The 18,557-nt window shown below is 50.5% G+C and carries 20 protein-coding genes; 6 read left to right on the top strand and 14 right to left on the bottom strand.

The annotated features are described in order from the left end of the window. Positions 1-61: 61 nt before the first annotated feature. From ACQ0MK_RS17720 to ACQ0MK_RS17695, 6 genes are read right to left on the bottom strand one after another with little or no spacing between them, the layout of a single operon-like run. Entirely contained in the window at positions 62-1,009 is a 948-nt protein-coding gene (locus ACQ0MK_RS17720; protein WP_430473725.1) for a substrate-binding periplasmic protein, read from the bottom strand. 1 nt (position 1,010) lies between these two features. Further along, a complete protein-coding gene (gene dnaQ, locus ACQ0MK_RS17715; protein WP_430473724.1) occupies positions 1,011-1,718 on the bottom strand; it encodes a DNA polymerase III subunit epsilon in 708 nt (235 codons plus the stop codon). Positions 1,719-1,735: 17 nt separating this feature from the next. Next, entirely contained in the window at positions 1,736-2,311 is a 576-nt protein-coding gene (gene coaE, locus ACQ0MK_RS17710) for a dephospho-CoA kinase (protein ID WP_430476044.1), read from the bottom strand. Positions 2,312-2,341: 30 nt separating this feature from the next. Next, the gene (locus tag ACQ0MK_RS17705; protein WP_430473723.1) at positions 2,342-3,208 is read right to left on the bottom strand and encodes a shikimate dehydrogenase; all 867 of its coding nucleotides are present in this window, start codon (positions 3,206-3,208) and stop codon (positions 2,342-2,344) included. A 46-nt stretch (positions 3,209-3,254) separates the two neighbouring features. Beyond that, on the bottom strand, positions 3,255-3,854 hold the full coding sequence (locus tag ACQ0MK_RS17700) for a Maf family protein (RefSeq protein WP_350041068.1): 600 nt from the start codon (positions 3,852-3,854) through the stop codon (positions 3,255-3,257). A gap of 15 nt (positions 3,855-3,869) precedes the next feature. After that, a complete protein-coding gene (locus ACQ0MK_RS17695) occupies positions 3,870-4,694 on the bottom strand; it encodes a pyruvate, water dikinase regulatory protein (protein WP_350041067.1) in 825 nt (274 codons plus the stop codon). 672 nt (positions 4,695-5,366) lie between these two features. Between ACQ0MK_RS17695 and hemE the strand changes: the two genes are divergently transcribed. The 3 genes from hemE to hemJ all read left to right on the top strand — a co-directional run bounded on the left by hemE (position 5,367) and on the right by hemJ (position 8,225). Beyond that, complete coding sequence (gene hemE / locus ACQ0MK_RS17690; protein ID WP_430473722.1) at positions 5,367-6,404, top strand: uroporphyrinogen decarboxylase; 1,038 nt, start codon at positions 5,367-5,369, stop codon at positions 6,402-6,404. Between the two features lie 164 nt (positions 6,405-6,568). Next, positions 6,569-7,672, top strand: a complete 1,104-nt coding sequence (gene hemH, locus ACQ0MK_RS17685; RefSeq protein WP_430473721.1) for a ferrochelatase — start codon at positions 6,569-6,571, stop codon at positions 7,670-7,672. A gap of 124 nt (positions 7,673-7,796) precedes the next feature. After that, positions 7,797-8,225: a protoporphyrinogen oxidase HemJ gene (hemJ, locus tag ACQ0MK_RS17680; RefSeq protein WP_430473720.1), complete on the top strand. Its 429-nt coding sequence runs from the start codon at positions 7,797-7,799 to the stop codon at positions 8,223-8,225. 123 nt (positions 8,226-8,348) lie between these two features. Here hemJ and secB read toward each other — a convergent pair whose 3' ends face one another. Together secB and ACQ0MK_RS17670 are read right to left on the bottom strand one after the other, a co-directional pair. Continuing rightward, the gene (gene secB, locus ACQ0MK_RS17675; protein ID WP_350045066.1) at positions 8,349-8,843 is read right to left on the bottom strand and encodes a protein-export chaperone SecB; all 495 of its coding nucleotides are present in this window, start codon (positions 8,841-8,843) and stop codon (positions 8,349-8,351) included. A 329-nt stretch (positions 8,844-9,172) separates the two neighbouring features. Then, the gene (locus ACQ0MK_RS17670) at positions 9,173-9,739 is read right to left on the bottom strand and encodes an FxsA family protein (protein ID WP_430473719.1); all 567 of its coding nucleotides are present in this window, start codon (positions 9,737-9,739) and stop codon (positions 9,173-9,175) included. Between the two features lie 340 nt (positions 9,740-10,079). On the opposite strand from ACQ0MK_RS17670, the gene ACQ0MK_RS17665 reads away from it, so the two are divergent. From ACQ0MK_RS17665 to ACQ0MK_RS17655, 3 genes are all read left to right on the top strand, one after another. Continuing rightward, positions 10,080-10,784, top strand: a complete 705-nt coding sequence (locus tag ACQ0MK_RS17665) for a Tim44/TimA family putative adaptor protein (RefSeq protein ID WP_430473718.1) — start codon at positions 10,080-10,082, stop codon at positions 10,782-10,784. 182 nt (positions 10,785-10,966) lie between these two features. Next, a complete protein-coding gene (gene mltA, locus ACQ0MK_RS17660) occupies positions 10,967-12,232 on the top strand; it encodes a murein transglycosylase A (protein WP_430473717.1) in 1,266 nt (421 codons plus the stop codon). Beyond that, positions 12,229-12,594: a Dabb family protein gene (locus ACQ0MK_RS17655; RefSeq protein ID WP_350045069.1), complete on the top strand. Its 366-nt coding sequence runs from the start codon at positions 12,229-12,231 to the stop codon at positions 12,592-12,594. The genes mltA and ACQ0MK_RS17655 overlap by 4 nt, the downstream gene beginning before the upstream one ends. A 266-nt stretch (positions 12,595-12,860) precedes the next feature. Here the strand turns inward: ACQ0MK_RS17655 and rlmN are convergent, their stop codons facing one another. The 6 genes from rlmN to ACQ0MK_RS17625 all read right to left on the bottom strand — a co-directional run bounded on the left by rlmN (position 12,861) and on the right by ACQ0MK_RS17625 (position 18,452). Further along, positions 12,861-14,108 (bottom strand): 23S rRNA (adenine(2503)-C(2))-methyltransferase RlmN, encoded by a 1,248-nt coding sequence (rlmN, locus tag ACQ0MK_RS17650; protein ID WP_430473716.1) that lies wholly within the window; start codon positions 14,106-14,108, stop codon positions 12,861-12,863. A gap of 261 nt (positions 14,109-14,369) precedes the next feature. Beyond that, positions 14,370-14,930, bottom strand: a complete 561-nt coding sequence (locus ACQ0MK_RS17645) for an invasion associated locus B family protein (RefSeq protein ID WP_430473715.1) — start codon at positions 14,928-14,930, stop codon at positions 14,370-14,372. 292 nt (positions 14,931-15,222) lie between these two features. Next, positions 15,223-15,780, bottom strand: a complete 558-nt coding sequence (locus ACQ0MK_RS17640; protein ID WP_430473714.1) for a hypothetical protein — start codon at positions 15,778-15,780, stop codon at positions 15,223-15,225. A gap of 5 nt (positions 15,781-15,785) precedes the next feature. Then, on the bottom strand, positions 15,786-16,493 hold the full coding sequence (locus ACQ0MK_RS17635; protein ID WP_430473713.1) for a bactofilin family protein: 708 nt from the start codon (positions 16,491-16,493) through the stop codon (positions 15,786-15,788). A gap of 69 nt (positions 16,494-16,562) precedes the next feature. Continuing rightward, positions 16,563-17,243 carry an EI24 domain-containing protein gene (locus ACQ0MK_RS17630; protein ID WP_350041053.1) on the bottom strand — a complete coding sequence of 227 codons (681 nt, stop codon included), beginning with the start codon at positions 17,241-17,243 and terminating at the stop codon, positions 16,563-16,565. Between the two features lie 519 nt (positions 17,244-17,762). Next, entirely contained in the window at positions 17,763-18,452 is a 690-nt protein-coding gene (locus tag ACQ0MK_RS17625) for a LolA family protein (protein WP_430473712.1), read from the bottom strand. Positions 18,453-18,557: the final 105 nt, after the last annotated feature.

The raw sequence follows: 18,557 nt of genomic DNA, 5'->3' as shown, positions 1-18,557 counted from the left end.
AATACCAATTTTGGGTATTCAGGTCCAGACCAAGAACATCCAAATCAACATTTGGATGATTTTACGGACCAACCCCGTCAAGATCGATGCAACTGACCCCGTTATTATCAAGGTTCAGCATCGCGCTTAGGAAAGAGCCCTCAACATTTGTCGAAAGACCATGTGCAGCACGGTTTTTCACAAAAAACCCGTTGGTTTTAAAGCCATCAAGCACAGTCTGCAGGCGGGAAACATCTTCATCGGGAACATCGCCACTGATCGCGATATAGAGATAACAACTGCGATAGGGCACTACCCCATTAATATCTGGAATGCCCTCGTTCCCGTCCTGATCTTTGGCTGCATTAATATAATGGCGCAGAATATTGCCCCCAACTGCGATCAGATCGACGCGATCGGCCAACATCATCGGCAGCAAAAGTTCTTCGCGGGGAACAGCAATGATATGTTGTGCACCGCGTTGATGTAGATACGTTTCGCGGGCCGATCCCATCAATGTTCCGATACGGGCCTGCGCCAGGATTTTATCGAAGCTCATCTCCGACCAACCCTTATTGGAAAATCCATAAAGGTTCCAAATTGCCCGGCTTACCGGCCCCACCCATTTGAATTGGTCTTCGCGGATTTCCGACCGTGTCGCAGGGTAAATCACATGGCCTGATTCACGAGCAGCTAACTCCATCTCACGCTTCCAGGGCATTTGTGCAACGATCTCGGTCTGTAATTCTGCTTTGTTAAACAGCTTGATCGTAAGATTGTCGAAATAGCCGGGTTCTGGCCGACCCGATGATCGAACACGGGCATTTTCAGACAAATGAAGAACATAACGCCCACCAAACGGTTTCTGCACCGAAGCTTGATAAACGAAATCATCGCTTTCCTGGGCAAGAACGGGCGCAGTTATTGGACTTAGAACAATAAGAAGGAATACCGTGAAGATCGATGACATGGCGAACTTTGAGTAATTCGCCTTGGAAAAACGGAATATTCGCCAATCCCGTTTTGGCATCTCAGGCCTCGTTCTTCTTAAGCCAGAGCGCCTCTTTGACCTTGGTTTCGATATAGGCCTGATGGGCGGCAAGTTCCGTATCACTGATCACGTGTGGTCGCGGTTCCAGCCGGTTTGATTTCGGCCCCAAAACCCGCTTGGTTTCCCCACCACCATCCGCATTTTGCGCATTCGGATCAAGGGACAAACCATGCTGCCGACCGCCAAGAAGTTCCAGATACACCAGTGCCAAAAGATCGGAGTCAAGCAGGGCGCCGTGAAGTGTCCGGTTGGAGTTATCAATCTTGAACCGGCGACACAGCGCATCAAGGCTAACCGGCGATCCGGGGAATTTTTTGCGCGCCATCTGAACCGTATCAAGGGCACGATCCATGGCAATGCGCGGCTTATCAAGCCATTCAAGTTCCGCATTCAGGAACTTCATATCAAATGCAGCATTGTGAATGACCAATATCGAATCATCGCCAATGAATTCGAGAAAATCATCCGCAACTTCGGCAAAGACCGGCTGGTCTTTCAAAAACTCGTCACCAAGGCCGTGAACATTAAAGGCCTCGATCGGCATTGGGCGTTGCGGATTGATATATTGATGGTACTGGCGACCGGTCGGCATGTGATTGATGAGTTCGATACAGCCAATTTCCACCAGACGGTGGTCAGCATAGGGATCAAGACCAGTCGTTTCAGTATCGAGGACAATCTCACGCATATATCAGGGTCCGATGATCAGCTTAGTTGGTTAACAATACCCTGAATATATTGAAAAGTTACAGCTCGTCCCAGCCCTGTCGGGATGACAAAATCGGCACGTCGACGCTTTTCAATATCAGGCATCTGTTTGGACAGAATGGCGGAAAATTTGTCATCCGTCATCCCTTCTCGCGCAAGAACACGCTGGCGTTGAACAAATGCCGGGGCTGACACAACCGTGACGATATCACAGCGTTTTTCGCCGCCGGTTTCATATAAAAGCGGGATATCAAGCACCACCAACTTACGACCCAACCTTTGCTGGCTTCGTAAAAAGCGAATTTCTGCGGCCCGGATCAAGGGATGCAAAATTGACTCAAGCTTTTTCAAAAGCACGGGATTGGCAAAAACCTGCTGGCCCAACACCCGCCGATCAATTCGGCCTTTAATGATGACATCGGGAAAGGCCTTGGCAATCGGATCAAACGCCAAACCATCGGGTGCCATTAAAACATGGCTGCTGGCATCGGCATCATGAACCGGAACCCCAAGATGTTTAAACATCTTGGCCGCGGTGGATTTCCCCATTCCGATGGATCCGGTCAACCCCATAATCACCATAGTCAGATCGTCCTTGGGTGCTTAATCCGGTGAAAGAACAAAATCGCGCAGTTCCTGGGTGACTTCCGGATCAATCCCGAACCAGCGATGAAACCCCGGCCGCGCCTGATGCAGCAACATGCCCAATCCATCGACAACCGGATTGCCACGCGCTTTGGCCTGCCCCAAAAGATCGGTCATAAGCGGCGCATAAACGATATCGGTCACCAAGGCCGATTTTGGCAAACCATCAAGATCGATTTCCAGCTTGGGCTGCCCGACCATGCCAAGGCTTGTCGTATTGACCACCAAGAACACATCGCAAAGGGTTTCTGGCGCCAACGGCCAGTCCACCACTTTGATCCGGGGGTCATTGATTTCTGTAGCCAGATCTTCGGCGCGTTTACGGGTGCGATTGGCGATCCGAATTTGCGGACTGCCTTCATCCAGAAGGGCAATCAAAACCGCCCGTGATGCCCCACCAGCGCCAAGCACCACCGCCGGACCGGAACAAAATGCCGCGTTCGGGGCTTCCTGACGCAGGTTTTCCATAAACCCGAAACCGTCAGTATTATCGCCCAACATCCGGCCATCTTTGGCAAATGTGACGGTATTGACCGCGCCAATTCTGCGCGCACGATCAGACAGTTCATCACATTCAGGCATCGCCATTTCTTTTTGCGGAATGGTCACATTGACCCCGGAAAAACCCAGATTTCGCAATGAAATCAACGCCGCCTGAAAGTTGTCCGGTTCGACCGGCAACGGCATGTAACAGCCATCAATCCCGTATTTCGCCAACCAGTATCCGTGCAAGCGCGGCGATTTTGAATGCGACACCGGCCAGCCCATAACACCGGCCAGGCGCGACGTTCCAGAAAGGGTGCGAAAAGGATTACGGGGGGTCATGTTGCGGTATTTCCTGCCTGAAGATCGGATCAGTTTATTCTTTTCATTATGCTTTTAGCACACCGTGATCACGCAAAAAGCCAATCAATGGCAACAGCGGCAATCCAAGAACAGTAAAATAGTCACCGCGGACTTCGGTAAACAGCTGTGCGCCGATGCCTTCAAGCTGATATCCGCCGACACAATGAAAAATCTCTTCGCCGGCGGCATCAAGATATTCATCAAGCCATTCTTCGGTGAAATTGCGCATGGTCAGATGGGCGGTATCAATCGTCCCCCAAATGCGCGAGCCCTCTTTATATATAACAGCCGCCGACACCAATTGATGGGTTTTACCGCGCAGCGCCAAAAGCTGGGCGCGGGTATGATCACGGTCAACCGGCTTGTCAAACCAGATGCCATTGCATTCCAACATCTGATCAGCCGCGATAACAATCGCGTCCGGTCGCTGACGATACATCCGGAGCGCCTTCATTTCCGCAAGCGTTTCGGCGGCTTCGGCGGCATTGGCACCCTCGGCCTTCATCGATTGTTTATAGCCATCTTCGTCAATCATCGAAGCAACGGCTTCGCATTCAACGCCTGCGTTTTTCAGCATGGTGTGACGTGCTTTGCTGCTTGAAGCCAGAATAAGCCGGTGGGTCATTCGTTAAATATCCTGTTAGTGTCCGCGACGGTCATACATGGTGGCCAAAATCATGGCCGCCGTTTCTTCAATCGATCGGCGGGTGACATTAATGATCTTCCATCCGCGATCGGTAAAATAGCGCCGTGCCTGATGCACCTCATCACGTACCGCCACCGGATCAACGTAATCCCCACCTTCGCCGCGTTCGATCTGGCGCAGGCGGTTTTTACGGATGGAGACCAATTGATCAACATCCTTGATCAGGCCAACGATCAACGGCTTTTTAAGTTGATCAAGTTCGGGCGGTAGCGGACATCCGGGCACAAAGGGAATGTTGGCGGTCTTGATGCCGCGATTGGCAAGATAGACCGATGTTGGCGTTTTTGATGTGCGCGATACCCCGACAATCACGATGTCAGCTTCTTCCAGATCCCAGCCAGATTGGCCGTCATCATGGGAAAGTGTGTAATCAATCGCCTCGATCCGGCTGAAATATTCTTCATCCATTTTATGAAGCGCGCCGGTTCGGCCGCGCGATTGCTGACCCAAATAGCCGGCCATCATGGTGACGGTGTTGTCCAACACATGGCTATGCGGAATCTGAAGTCTGCGGCAGCCTTCTTCGAGTTTGCGGCGAATATCGCTGTCAAACACGGTGTAAAGGACAATCCCCGGATTGCGTTCAATATCGGCCAAAACACGGGCCAATTGCGCATCGGTTCGGATCAGGGACCAAACATGTTCATGCGCACGCACATCGGGGAATTGGGCAATACAGGCACGTGCGACCCCGTCAACGGTTTCGCCGGTTGAATCGGAAACCAGATGAAGATGGAAAATTTTATCTGTTTCAACCATGGCCCAATCCGTCTTTTGGCGATTTTTGCCGATGCAAGGGTTCAGTTATCCACTTTTTGCTGCCCAAGCGATTTTTGTACTTATTATTTTAGGTGTTCGATATTTCGATCACTAGCCACATGGATAAGGTATATTAGCTCAACCCGGAGTTACCAGTCCGGAGTCGGCCCTGTGGACAATTGTGGATAACGGGTGCGACTCCGGCCCAATGTTTTCCACAGGAATTATCCTCCACGTCATACAAACTTTCTCAAGACGTCTGTCCCGAGCGGGATAAGTGTTTATTTTTTCCCGTAATAGCAGGGATAAGACTGCAAAAACCAGCCTTATTCACGTTATCCCCGTTATTCAAAACGCTCTTATCCCAAGGCAGAGTCTGAGAGTCGTTCGGAGTCGTGCACAGTTTTCCCCAAATTGGCTTGAGATGAGTCATTTTTCCCGAGTCGAAATGTGAATAAACTGTGCGTTAAATTTAATCCCTGTTATCCACAGGTATCTACCTACAAACAACATCCTTTTTTATTAAATAAGGTTTTGTTAGGCAGAACGTGGAAAACGTCCCGGCCAAGGCCACAGGACAAAATTCACGGAATTACAAAATTGGTTCTGGTCTTTAGGGTCAGAGCCCGGAACCAGATAAAAATCGATCGGGAAAGACGAACAGGAAACCAGATGCCCAACACCAAAAAGACTTTCTTGCGTGCCCTTGATGGCGAAACACTCCCCGTCCCGCCAATCTGGTTGATGCGCCAAGCAGGTCGATATCTGCCAGAATACCGCGCAACCCGTGGCGAGGCAGGATCATTTCTTGATCTTTGCTATAATCCCGATCTTGCCTGCGAAGTTACGTTGCAGCCGCTTCGGCGCTATGACTTCGATGCGGCAATTCTGTTCTCCGATATCCTGGTTATACCGCAGGCACTTGGACAGCACTTGGCCTTCAAGCAGGGTGAAGGCCCACAGCTTGAGGCCATCCGCGATGCTTCAGGCCTTGGCAAATTATCAGTTGATGGCATTCATGACACGCTTGGACCCATCTACGAGACTGTTTCAAAGCTTTCCAGTGCCATTCCAAGCCATACAGCACTCATCGGGTTCGCAGGGGGTCCGTGGACTGTGGCGACCTATATGGTCGAAGGCAAAGGCAGTAAGGATTTTGCCAATATCCGTCGCTTTGCCTATGGCGATCCGGTTGGCTTTGGCAAACTGATCGACATTGTTGTCGAAGCGACGACGCAATATCTGCTTAAACAGGTTGAAGCAGGTGCAGAATGCATTCAGCTGTTTGAAACCTGGGGCGGTGTGTTGTCTGAAACCGGCTTTAACCGCTGGGTTATCGAACCGACCAAGCAGATCGTTGCCAATTTACGCGAAGTTCATCCTGATTTGCCGATTATTGGCTTCCCGCGTGGGGCAGGTCTTCATCTGATTGATTTTAAAACCAAAACCGGTGTGACCGCGATTGGAATCGATAGCGGTGTCAAGCTCGACTGGGTGGCTGAAAATCTTCAGAAACTGGGTGCGGTTCAGGGCAATCTTGATCCGATGCTACTGATTACCGGCGGGGATGCGATGTTTGAAGAAACCAAACGCATTCTTGATACGCTGGGCAAAGGACCGTTCATCTTTAACCTTGGCCATGGCATCACCCCGGAAACACCGCCGGAAAATGTCGATAAGCTGGTGAAATTTATCAGGAATCAGCAGTGATTTTTGAAATCAATCAAATCGATTGGAAAATTCAATGCGTATAACGGCTTAAATCCGTTGCGCTTCGGCCGTCTTTACCCAATATAGGCCCGGAGCGGACGGGTTTATCCATTACGATTTCCAGTTTGTCGGGAACTGGTCAAAACGCCATGAAGGATAGCCAAATGTCCGAGACTACGCGTAAGAAACGCGCCATTGTTCTTTTCAATCTGGGGGGGCCGGACAGTCCAGAAGCGGTTGAACCGTTTTTGTTCAATCTGTTCAATGATCCGGCAATTATCAACCTGCCCAATCCGTTTCGCTATTTGTTGGCAAAGCTGATTTCGCGCCGTCGTGCGCCGGTTGCCCAGGAAATATATGCCCATATCGGCGGTAAATCACCCCTTTTGGAACTTACTCAGGATCAGGCAGATGCCCTGCAGGCAGCGCTGAATTCCGAGGATGACGGGTATGAAAATCGTTGCTTCATCGCCATGCGCTATTGGAAACCGTTTGCCGATGACACAGCAGAATTGGTCAAGGCTTGGGGGGCTGATGAACAAATTTTGCTGCCGCTTTATCCGCAATTTTCCACCACCACCAGCGGATCATCGGTCAAGGATTGGAAACGGGCCTGCCATAAAGTGGGCTTAACTGCGCCGATCAAAACGGCCTGTTGTTATCCGACCAATCCGGGCTTTATTGACGCCTCGGCCGACATGATCCGCACAGGTTATGAAACCGCGGTGGCAAAGGCCAAGGAACTTGGTATTGCGGCACCGCGTCTGTTGTTTTCAGCCCATGGTGTGCCCAAGGCCGTGATTACCAAGCGCGGGGATCCCTATCAGTCGCAGATTGAAAAAACTTCTGCTGCTGTGGTCGAGAAGCTTGCGATTGAAGGTCTGGACTGGAAGGTTTGCTATCAAAGCCGGGTCGGTCCGATGGAATGGATTGGGCCATCGACCGAAACCGAGATCGAACGGGCCGGCAAAGAAGGCGTTGGCCTTGTCATTGTGCCGATTGCCTTTGTGACCGAGCATTCTGAAACGCTGGTTGAACTTGATATCGAATATGGCGAACTGGCCCACGAAAAGAATGTCCCGATTTATGAGCGGGTCCGCACGGTTTGTTCCCATCCGAAATTCATCAACGGACTTGTTTCGGTTGTAAAACAAACCCAAAGCGAGTTTGATCAAAACGGGTCGGATGACTACACGGTCGAAACCCGTGGCTGGTGGTGCCCGGATGAACATTCCTGTGCAGTTGCCAAGCAACCTGGCGGGGCATAAGTCAATTAATCAATGATATCAGGCCGGTTACCGCTTCGGAACCGGCCTGATTGTTGTTATGGTTCGGGCGATCCCGCAGATCACAGCCAGACACATAACAACAGCCAAATCAGAGAAGAGAGAGATGGATACATACAGCATTATCAAATCCCTGCATGTCATCAGCGTGATTGCCTGGATGGCAGGTCTTCTCTATTTGCCCAGACTTTATGTTTATCACTGCGAAGTTCAACCGGGCTCGGAAGCCAGCGAGAAGTTCAAAATCATGGAACGTCGGCTTTTGCGGGCGATTATGAACCCGGCGATGATTGCGTCATGGATTTTTGGTGGCTATCTGATCCACGAAATCGATGCGATGTCCCAAGGTTGGTTCCATGTGAAGCTTCTATGCGTGGTTTTGATGACGGCCATCCATATGGTTCTGGCACGCTGCCGCCGCCAGTTCGAAGCGGATGCAAATACAAAATCACAGAAATTCTATCGTATTATCAATGAAGTACCGGCTGTTTTGATGGTTATTATTGTCTTTATGGTGATCGCAAAGCCGTTTTAATCTGGGATTTTTACCCGATTATTTAGGCGGGCATTGCATTTCATTACGATAGTTAAATAAAAAGGCCGCCAGTTTGGCGGCCTTTGTTTTGGTATCGAACCAAATAGATGTCTACGGGGTCAATCAGGCATTTCCAGCCGGTTGACCATCCATCTGTTTGGCGAATTTCTTGCGGAAAAGATCAGCAAAATCAATCTGCTGCATCATCAGTGGTGGGAAACCACCATCCGCGGTCAGGTCAGATACGATCTTGCGAACATATGGGAACAGAAGACGCGGAACTTCGATCATGAGAACTGGCAGACGATGCTGTTCTTCAACATTCAGCGTGACAACCGCGCCGTACTGAAGCTCGGCAATGAAGGCAACCTTATCGGCAACGTCGGCTTTGACGTTGATTTTAATGGTCACTTCATGAAGCTTCTGATCTTGGGTGGTGCGGGCTTCGACATCGACATCGATGTTGATTTTCGGCTGCTCTTGAAGCGCAACGCTTTCCGGTGCATTCGGATTTTCGAAAGAAAGATCCTTGATGTACTGGGTATGGATCGTGATCGGATTTGCGGCGGGCTGCTGTTTTGCAGCGCCCTGTTCTGCACCGGTGGTATTCTCGGCCATTAAAGTCTAGCTCCCTTAATTCATTGGGTCTTAATCAGAAAAAAGCCTTCAGGCGCGGTTTGAACAGCGATGGCCCTGATGGGATTTTGATCATTCACCGTTGCTGAAATGCTTATTTCTGACGCCGCGTAGTTGCGGCAGATGATCTGGCCTAGCACGGATGAGGAGTGCGGGCAAGCCAATCAAACCGACTGCAAAGCGCATATTTCTGCGGGTTTTCTTGATGCGATGTTCAATCGGTTATGGCTACATCAGCACAGAATAAAAGAAGCTTGGCCGATGAACTTGGCCAAGCTTCTGAAATTGTGATTTTCCTGTGAAATTGCCGATCAGTCTTTTGGTGGCAAGTTGCGCGGACCATCGGGGTTTGAGCTATCCGCCGCAGCGCTGTCATTTGAAGCATCATCGGGGCTGACATTTTCATAATCGCCATCAATGATCGGGCCGGCACCACGTCGTGCCCCGCCAGCCCCACCTGCACCACCACCGGGACGACCGCCACCAAATCCGGCACCCCCGAAATTGGTGCGAATATTGCCCGATTGAACCAGTTTCATGATCACCTTTGCCCCGACCAACTGGCGAAGCGGCGGGATTAGAAGCAAGAAACCGAGTGTATCGGTGACAAAACCCGGGGTCAGCAGCAAGACACCGGCAATGAGAATGCAAATACCATCAAACATCGCACCGATTGGCATTTCCCCCTGATCCATTTGGCTTTGGGCTTTGGCAAGGGTTTGCAAACCTTGGGCACGCATCAGGGATGTTCCGATAATAGCGGTCAGGATGACAACGCCAATGGTTGGCCACAAACCAATCAGATCGCCAGCCTGAATAAAGACCGCGATTTCAATGATCGGCATTGCGACGAAAATGACGAGGAAATAAAAACCCATTTTTTCTCCGTTCCTTGGCGAATTTGACCGCGAATATCTGATTTAAAACAATGCATTTTAACGCCAAACCTGACGAAGTGCTGAAACTATTGCAGAAAACAACTTGGATTTCAGTGATTTCCCATTAGTCTGCAATGTGTATTGGTCGGAAAACTAATGCCATAACTGGACGAAAATGCGGCAAATCGCCAATTTTGACCTTATATGAAGGTGAAGATGATCACATGCATTAACGTGATCACTGGTTGCCCTTGCATTTGGTTGGGTTCATACCATCTTTCGTCCACGGTTGTGATATCAATCCGGCCTGTTTGAAACCATTAGGATCAAGAGATCGGTCTTGCAGTATTTCGATATCTTCTTATTCGCACTGATAGCTGTTTTTCTTGTACTGCGCTTGCGCGGTGTACTTGGCCGTCGCACAGGCAATGAAAAACAGGGTCAGTCCGATATTTTTGGCCGTCAGTCCCATGAAAATGACACTGATAAAAGTCAGAATGACACCGCAGCGCAGACCGACAATGTTTATCGCTTACCTGACTCCGATAACGATCAGGATGCGTCAAATGTTCCTTCGGGTACTTTTGCAACCTTGCAGCAGATTCAAAAATTCGACCCAAGCTTCACCCAGCAGGATTTCCTGAATGGTGGACGGATGGCGTTTGAAATGATTGTTGAATATTTTGCCAAGGGCGACAAGGACGGTCTGAACCCATTGCTTTCAGCGGAAGTTTACAAAAACTTTGCCGCAGCGATTGATGCGCGGGCTGAAAAGGGCGAGCACGAGGAAACCACATTGGTTGGTATCAAAAGTGCCACTATCCACGATGCCAGCCTTGAAGGCCGTACAGCCTATGTCACTGTGAAATTCGTCTCCGAGGAAGTCTCGGTTATTCGCAATGCCGAAGGTGCCGTTGTCTCTGGTGATCCCAACAAGGTTGTCGAAGCAGAAGACCTTTGGACCTTTGCGCGCAATGTTGAAAACCGCGATCCAAACTGGCAGCTTGTTGCGACCGAAACTCCGGAAGAAGAAACCGCACATTAACCGGTTTCCCGACACACAGATTTATCAGGCGATCCGAGCATATCGGGTCGCCTTTTTTGTGCGTGTTTGCAGGTTAGAACCCATCGAATTATCGGCTTGTTAAGCATGTAGCAGGCAAAATTGACATTCCTTATGCCGTGGTCAAAGCGGCGCATTGTGCTTGTCAGTAAACGGGTTCTATCTTGAAACGACGTTTGGTTTTATCGCGCTATCTCAGTCTTATTTCCGTTCTGTTTGGGGCAGGTGCTGCTCTGATCTGGATGTTCTGGCCCGACATCACCGGGGACATCGAAGAACCGGCCAAACAGGAAGATATCCTGACCCTGCGTCCGGTGACATTTGCTGATCTTGATGGCTGGCAAAGTGACGATATGCGCCCGGCGATCCGTGCGTTTGCACGGTCCTGCAAGGCAATGTTGCGACGTGATGATGACAAGATGGTTGGCCCCGATGTTCGCATGGGCACCATCGGTCAATGGCGCAATTCATGTGAAACGGCGGTGTCGTTGGATGTTGATAGCCTGCGCAAAGAAGACGCCCGCGCCTTTTTCCAAAGCGATTTCAGACCGTATCTTTCGGGCAATGGCGCAAAGCCCGAAGGCCTGTTCACAGGATATTATGAACCGGAACTGCGTGGAAGCCTGACCAAGGGCGATCAGTTTCAGACCCCGATTTATTTAAAACCGGATGACATGGTTTCAATTGATCTTGGTGATTTCCGCGATGATCTTAAGGGAACCAAACTGGTGGGCCGACTTAGCGGCAGCAGTGTGAAACCCTATTTCAACCGGGCAGAGATCGAAAACGGTGCACTTTCCGGCCGCGATCTTGAAATGGTCTGGGTCGATGATGCCGTTGATGCCTTTTTCCTGCAAATTCAAGGATCCGGGCGGGTGGTTTTGCCTGATAACAGTGTTTTACGGGTTGGCTATGCCGCGACCAACGGGCATCCTTATTTTGCTATTGGGCGTGAACTGATTGAACGCGGTGCCTTAACGCGTGAAACGGTTTCTCTGCAAACCATCCAGAAATGGCTTCATGACAACCCGGACGAAGCAGACGGGGTGATGAACACCAACGCATCCTTTGTCTTCTTCCACCCACTTAAAACCGACCCTGATGACCCCAACGGCGGGCCATTGGGATCCCAAGGGGTGGCGTTGGAACCGGGCCGGTCATTGGCCGTCGATCGACGGTTTCATGCGATGGGGGTTCCGGTCTGGCTTGAAACCCGTGATCCAATGAATTTGGACCGCAAATTTAATCGTCTGATGATTGCGCAGGATACCGGTGGGGCCATTCGTGGGCCGGTGCGTGGCGATATCTTTTTCGGACCCGGGGATGACGCAGCCCTGTTTGCGGGTCATATGAACAGATCGGGACAGAAGTTTGTTTTGTTGCCAACCCTCATTGATCCTGCGAACTGGGTGAAAGATCCCCCGAAATGATCCGTCATATCGTTCTTGTACAAGTATCAGGAAGCATTCCCGCCGACCAGATCAAGGAAGTCCTTGTGGGTGTTGAAGCAGCAGCCTTTGAAACACCGGGTATGGTTGCGTTTGCCGGGGGCGCAAAAACCACCGGCAGTGGTCTTAGCCAAGGTTTTACCCATGGCTATACCATCGACTTCTTTGATGAAGAGGCCCGCGATATCTATCTGGCGGAGCTTGACCGCGATGGCATCGGGCGCAGGCTAACGGATATTGCAGTTGGCGGGCTTGGTGGTGTCCTGGCGATGAACATCGATATTTCAGATATCAGAACCCCTGAAGATAACGGCGGCAAGAAATTACAAGCACGCTGGATTTAATCAAAATAGAATAATCAGACAATTTCTATTTCACGAAAATATCGCTTTATTTCGCGATATAAAGCCGAATAATTTCCCGCCAAAGACGTTAATCAACAATCCTGCCATCACCAGAGTGGCCGAGATGATCTTGATCGTTCCGAAATCTTCGCCCAGATTTGAACATGGATGTGAAAGGTTTTCTCATAGAAAAACACCGGACAGCATGGCCATCCGGTGTTGATCGGAACTTTGGGATTATTGCGGTCTAGACCGATATTTGGTGCTTACTGAGCCGCAACAACGCTTTCGTTGCTGGTTTCACCTGCACCGGATTTACCACAGCCTGAAACGCGCGATTTACGCTGGCGCTGGCTTTCGGATTTCAGCTGACCACAGGCGGCGAGAATATCACGGCCGCGCGGCCAGCGGATCGGCGCTTCATAGCCATTATCAAGCAGGATTTGCGCGAATTTCTTGATATCGTTGGTCGGCGTGCATTCGTAATCTGATCCTGGCCATTTATTAAACGGGATCAGGTTAAATTTGCAGTGAACGCCTTTGACCAGTTTGGCCAATGCACGGGCATGTTCTGGTTTGTCATTAATGCCCTTGAGCATGACATATTCCATGGTGATCGGCCGTGAATTGGACATGCCCGGATAATGACGGCAGGCATTCATCAATTCTTTGAGCGGGTATTTCTTGTTGATAGGCATGATTTCATTGCGCAGATCATCTTCTGGCGCATGCAGTGAAATCGCCAGACCAACGCCAAGTTCTTCGCCACAGCGCACGATTTCGGGCACCACACCAGATGTCGAAAGTGTCACGCGACGGCGTGAGATCGAAATGCCTTCGCCGTCCATGGCAATGCGCAGGGCATCGCGGACATTTTCATAGTTAAACAGTGGCTCGCCCATGCCCATCATGACGATGTTTGACAGGCGGCGAATGCCGTTGGACGGGGTTGGCCATTCGCCGTAACTGTCGCGCGCAATCATGAACTGGCTAACGATTTCACCCGGTGTCAGGTTACGCACCAGAAGCTGGGTACCGGTGTGGCAGAACTTACAGGTTAGGGTACAGCCAACCTGGGACGAAATGCACACAGCACCGCGGTCTTCGTTGCGGTCCGGGATATAAACGGTTTCGGCTTCATTCCCGTCATGGAATTTCATCAGCCATTTATGGGTATCATCCGTGCTTTTCTGATCTGCTGTGAGAACCGGGCGGCCCACATAAAATTCCTGCGAAAGGCGATCGCGCAGCTTTTTAGAAATATTGGTCATTTCCTCGATGTCTCTGACACCGCGGTTATAGATCCAGTTCCAAAGCTGTTTGACGCGAAACTTGCTTTCGCCCATATCCGCCATCAATTCGGTCAGTTCTTCACGCGGGATCCCCACCAGATCGCGCCGACCGTCGGCTGCCTGCCCATTGGCGGCGCGCGTAACGAAATCGGTAAGCGACGGGCCGTCTTTTTGAACGATTGCTTCGGTCTGGGGTGCGTTTTCGGTCATGACATCGGTCATCCCGGGTTCTCTCTTTTGTTCTGGTGGTATTGCCGACCGTTTTGATACGGGCATTTTCGGGCGTCTGCGGGACTATACCAGAAAATGCGTCAAAATGGACCGGAACGTAAAACATGCACGTAAAGCTATGGCCCCGCATATAGCGGGGCCGGGCCGATTTAGAAATGATAAATTTCACATTGCTGCCATCGCGCATATGCAATCACGGTTGCAAATCCGCACGCACGCACTGCACTTACCGGTTTGGCAAGCTTTGATCTGTTAGATCGGCTTGGTGTTACAAGCCTTTGAAATTGCGTTATAGGCGGCGGTAAAGCCGGACAGTGAATAGGTATCGGTGGTTTTCGTCCCGCGGGACGAATAGCCAACCAAAACCATTGTCGAACCCGATTTCATCGCACTGACCAATTTACGATCGGTTTCAGCATCGACGGCCCAAGCGGAATCCGCATGGGTAAACAGGCTGAACTTGTTGGAATCGATTCGAAGATCAACCGTGCTTTTGTCTTTATAGGTGTAACCGGTGATGAAGCTGACTTCATTGACCAGCTTCAAGGCCGGGCGATGGGTCACCATCACATAAATCTTGCCGCGTTGGGTGTAGTCACCTTTGGCCGAAGTTGGCTGACTGCCCATATAACAGACTTTTTGGCCTTCTTCGGAATAGGTATAGGCTTCCCACTTGCCGTAAACATCAATCAGTTTTGGCGCATTCTGGGCCTGTGCTTTGCTGACAGGTGCGCTCACTGCGATGATGCAGACAAATGCAGAAATAAAAGCTGCAAGCGAGGTTCTGACGAGACGATGGGCGTGTTTTTTCATGAGGTCGCGTATCGTGTCTGAAGTTTCGGGACAGACCCCGAGGGGCCGAGAAGAAGGTAATAAAGCCACAGGATATGGCAAATTTATGAGGTTCCTTATCCGAGCCTGCCAACAAAAGGTAAAGATTAAACCAAGGAACGAAGCAGGATCGTTCAAAAATCACAACTTAGCAGATTATCTTTATGTTTCAGCACGCTAGGAAAGGCACAAAACCGCAATTTCCGGCGAACTTGAGTGATCTCGATTACACTCAGAAACTTGCTGTGGGCAATTTATCCTAGTCTGCGTGGAATTATCCGCGACCCAGGTTGAGTTTCACCACCTGATCAAGGCAGTCTTGCAGGGTGATGGTGTTGTTGCCACGGCGCATTCGTGCCAGCATATGGCGCAGTTCGCGGGGGTCACCTTCGGCTTTTGGAACGAAAAACGCATCAAAGGAACACTGTTCGGAGCGATATTGCCAAACCCGGATATCACCTTCGGCCCGGATCATTTCCGGTGCGCCGATTTTCGATTCGAAATCGGTTTCAGACAGCCCTTTAAGGGTTTCGGTCGGAACAGGTTTGAACGGAATGGCGGCAACCGTCGATTCGGTCTTGCTTTTCGGCTTCTTCGCCGCGGTCCCGCTTGTGGCGGGACGCCTGGTGGTTGCTGTCGTTTTGGTCGTGGTGGTTTTAACATTGCCCTGATTGGTGGTCTGGCCGTAACTGGTATTTGTCGTGCCCGGTGGCACGGTACTTCCGCCACAGGCACTTAAACCCAATGCAATCATGGTTAAAAGCAATAACACCCCGAACGGACGGATGATGTCTGTTCGGGGTGTTTGTATGATCAAACCTGAAGTGCGCACGGGGATCAGGAATCTTCCGATTTGCGTGGAATGGTGATCGCAGCACTGTTGCCGCTGCGCGACGTACCATCATCGCTGCTTTCGACATAGTCGAGTTCACCCTTGATGCGCGCACCATTTTCGATCTGAAGCGATCCATAGGTGATTTTGCCGCTGATCTCGGCCGAGTTAATGATCGTGACCCGACGGGCCGTCAGATCGCCTTCAAATTTGCCGCTGATTTCAGCTTCTTCAACCTGTGCCGAACCAACAAAGGTCCCGCCATTTGAAACTTCCAGACGCGAGCATTCTTTGATCTGTGCTTCAACAACGCCTTCAACGACCAGAACTTCGCAAGATCCGATCTCGCCTTTCAGCGTGATGTCGCGACCCACGGTCAGCTTTTTGCCTTCAGCATTGCTGCTGGCACTTGCCGGACGACCTGAGTTGCCACGGGTCGGGATTTCAAGCGGGCGTTTTGGGATTTCCGGACGGAAGCTGGTGGAATGCGGTTTACTGGACATTTGCGGTTCATCCTTTGTGCGCGGCTTGGTGAAGAGCTGCGGCTCAGTTCGTTTTTCTGTTTTTACGGCATTGCCGGAATTGGTGGTCTGATCAGCTGCAACATCAGATGCCTTGGTCTTAGAAAGCGTCTCTGATCCACCCAAAGGAGATGTATCGGACGAAGCCGCACTGCTGTCGACTGTTTTATTGGCTTTTTTCTTTCCAAACATTGAATGACCAGATCCTTAAAGTTGCAGTTTCGGTTCTATGATCTGTTCTGTGTTCGCTGGTTTGTGACCTTAGGCCGCAGTGTTGGGCACATAAGTACCAAGGCGAACAGAATAATGGACCATAAAGGCAGTTGCGATAATCGGGGCGACCAGATTGACGAATGGAATGGTCATCAAAAAGGTCAGGCCAATTCCGGCAACCCAAAGTTTTTTCTGACGGCTTTTTCGGATTGCTTCGACGGTGCGCGCATCATAACGACGTGCAGCAACCAGTTCAAAATATTCACGCGACAAAAGATACCCATTCATCGTGTAAAACGCGATGACATAGAGCGGTCCCGCCAAAAGAAGCGGCAAGATCAGAATGTTAAGCGCAAGTGCGGTAAGGGCGAATTTTAACCCGCCGATCAGGGCCTCGCTGATGGGTTGCGGGCGGGTATCAGGCAGTGTTGGATAATATTTGTCTTCGACCGCATCGGCAATCTGATCAAGCAAAAGGCTTGAGATCAGAACCGTGGCTGCGGGAAACAGCAACAAAACCAACAATGTCAGGCCGATACCAAGAATCCAGTCAACCGCACTTTCAAGCCAGCCACCATCGGTAAAGAAAGTGACGGAGTTCAGCGCAAACCAGATCAGAACCCAAAGACCAACAATGGTGGCCAATGCGCCAGCTACACCAATCAGCACGACTTTGCGAAAACGCGGGTCGGAAAATTGTGAGATGGATTTCAGAAAGTCATTGATCATCGAAGCTGTCGGTCCCGTCCTGTCATGTGTCGAAATTTTCCCCCCAAGGGGATCATGCCTGACATTCCTAGGCAATTAAAATTAACAGCCGATGAAATCCTGTGCCCGCAGCATGAATTTTTCCCGAATTCGCATGAAAGTCAGGATCAATTGAGGTTCGTCTTATCGTGGGGATCGGGCAAAAAAAAGGCGTCCGGCCAGGGGGGGAGAACCGGACGCCAGCGCTCCGATGATCTGGAGCGTGAGGAAAGGTAGGGGAGACCTTTTCCTCACACCGGGTTCCAATCATTTATCAGGAACCTTGTGACAGACTCACATATAGGGATCACACCGGTTCTGTGCCATAGCATCCGACCCGGAAAACCAAGAATTTTCGAATGATCTGGTGATTCTTGCGCAATATGATTTTCGTTACGAAACCGCAATTGTGCCAAGGGCTTGAATCAAAAAATGATTACGTTTTGACGGCCCTGATTTTTCATTGACCATTTCCCGATAAGGAATGACAAATTTTCGTGATCAGTTGCGCTGATTGGGCCAGATACGCTCAAACTTAAACAGTTCGGGATCAAGCGATACGCCTTCTTCGGTGTTGAAAAGCGTCACGGTGGTTTCAATCCCGGTTGGATCGGTGACGATCCATTGGCGCAATTGCATCGGTTTTTCCGCAAAGACCAAGGTGACACTGCCAGCACCTGGATCGGATTTGCGCACCAGTTCCACCCGGATGGTCTCAGCCGTCCGGCTGTAGTCGACAACTTTGACCTTGTCGGTCAGTGAAACATTTTCGGCCAGAATGATCCCGGCGGGCGTTTCATCGATGTCGAAATAGGTCGGGGCGTTGATTTCCTTGTCATAGTAAATGAAATCATGCCCAGTCGAGACCAGAAGGATTTGCGCCGGCGGGTTATATTCAAACCGCATCTTGCCCGGACGTTCCATGTAAAGCTTGCCTTCCGCAGCACCGCCATCCGATGAAATCTGGACGAAATCGGCCCTCAGCGTCGTCATGTTGCCAAGATAACTTTCGATCTTGTTGGTCATGTCCGGACTGATTTTGGATGCCGACTGGGCGTGGGCGGCCTGGGGCAGGAATGCGATACTCGTAATCGCACCAAGACCAACGGCGATGGCGATGACAGCAGCTGCAAGGGCAGAACGGCTTTTCTGAGCGCGTGTAGGCACATTGGTCTGCGAATTTTTGGTCATAAAAGTCATATGCCTGCCCGGTCTTCAAAACATTTAAGTGATCGCGATTGCGGAAGATGAATGGCGGATGATAAAAATTCTGCCAAATGAGTATTCATCAATTGC

This window comes from Thalassospira lucentensis (assembly GCF_050516545.1).
GTDB classification, from domain to species: Bacteria; Pseudomonadota; Alphaproteobacteria; order Rhodospirillales; family Thalassospiraceae; genus Thalassospira; species Thalassospira lucentensis_C.
Note: the sequence above shows the minus strand (reverse complement) of the source record. Positions and strands in the feature narration are given on the sequence as shown.